Source organism: Serratia sp. NPDC078593, assembly GCF_050268245.1.
Classification (GTDB): Bacteria; Pseudomonadota; Gammaproteobacteria; order Enterobacterales; family Enterobacteriaceae; genus JBNNGK01.
This window is the reverse complement of the sequence record NZ_JBNNGK010000053.1, coordinates 1-1,073: the sequence shown is the minus strand read 5'-3', so window position 1 is coordinate 1,073 and position 1,073 is coordinate 1. Positions and strand designations below refer to the sequence as shown.

2 protein-coding genes and 1 pseudogene are annotated in these 1,073 nt (G+C 56.7%); all 3 read right to left on the bottom strand.

What is annotated here, in order from left to right:
* Positions 1 to 223: Clp protease N-terminal domain-containing protein (locus ACQKDS_RS20210; protein WP_427622632.1), on the bottom strand; the 223-nt coding region annotated here is incomplete at its 3' end.
* A 162-nt stretch (positions 224 to 385) separates the two neighbouring features.
* The gene (locus ACQKDS_RS20205; RefSeq protein WP_399674017.1) at positions 386 to 877 is read right to left on the bottom strand and encodes an Hcp family type VI secretion system effector; all 492 of its coding nucleotides are present in this window, start codon (positions 875 to 877) and stop codon (positions 386 to 388) included.
* 13 nt (positions 878 to 890) lie between these two features.
* A pseudogene (locus ACQKDS_RS20200) lies at positions 891 to 1,073 on the bottom strand (OmpA family protein); the annotation flags it as partial.

The following is a 1,073-nucleotide window of genomic DNA, read 5'->3' as shown; positions in this document are numbered from 1 at the left end:
CCAGATGCGCCAGCAACCCTTGCCATAACGCGTCCAGATCCCATTCATAACGCCGGGCTATCGCCGTGATATCCCCTTCCCCCTGCTCCAGCAGTTTAAGCAGCCAGTGCTCCACCGTGATCTCCGCATGCGCCCGGGTCTGGCATAAGGTGGCGGCCGCTGCCAGCGCCTGAGCGCAATACGGGTTTAATCGACGCAATATCTGTGCTGAATGAACTGACATATCCTCTTCCTTGTTCGCCATTAACCCGTTTGGGGACGCTACCGCCCATAGCCGTCAACCGAGGCCCATAAGGTCATTGATAAAAATAAATGTTCTCTGCTCAGCGCCCGCACCGCAGACGCTCAGAAAAAAACGGCGGGCAGAACACTGCCCGCCACAGGGTTACGCCGTCGCGCGTTCGTTCCAGGAATCGGAATGAATGATGTTGCCGTCTTTGTAGGTCCAGGTGATTTTCTCGTAGCGCAGTTCGATACGCTCCAGGTGGTTGTGTTTCTCCTTGGCCGGATCTTTGACGTCGTACATCTCAGGATTGACCTTCACCACCTTCACGTTTTCCAGTTTGGTGTTGAAGTACTCCACTTCCTGACCCGCGTCGTTGATTTTGTACCACTTGAACTCGGCAGACTTCAGGGTCTGGCCGGTGGTGACCGCCTTGTACAAATACGGGCTGGCGGCGTCGATTTCCTTGGTGAACAGGAACGGCGTGTGTACCCGGGTGCCGGTCAGTTTGCCGGTGTTGTTATCGGTCGGGATGTACAGGTTATGTGCCTGCGCCACCACTTCGATGCTGCCTTCACGATCCTGTACGTCCACCGACCCTTTGATGTCGGCACCGCCGTCGTCTTTCAGCCACAGGTAAACAGGTATTGCCATAGGAATATCTCCATTACTTATCAAATCCGTCACCATCCCGTGATGACGGAGGGGTTACGCCCGGTAGCCGGCAGGCATCGGCCTGCGGCACCAGACTGATTTCGACACGCCGATTCAGCGCGCGGCCTTCCGGGGTGTCGTTGGTGGCAACAGGGCGGCTTTCGCCGTAACCCTGCACCGCAAAACAGCTTTCCGG

Excerpts from the sequence above, each read along its gene's own strand:
- ACQKDS_RS20205 (WP_399674017.1), bottom strand. The coding sequence starts at position 877 with ATGGCAATACCTGTTTACCTGTGGCTGAAAGACGACGGCGGTGCCGAC.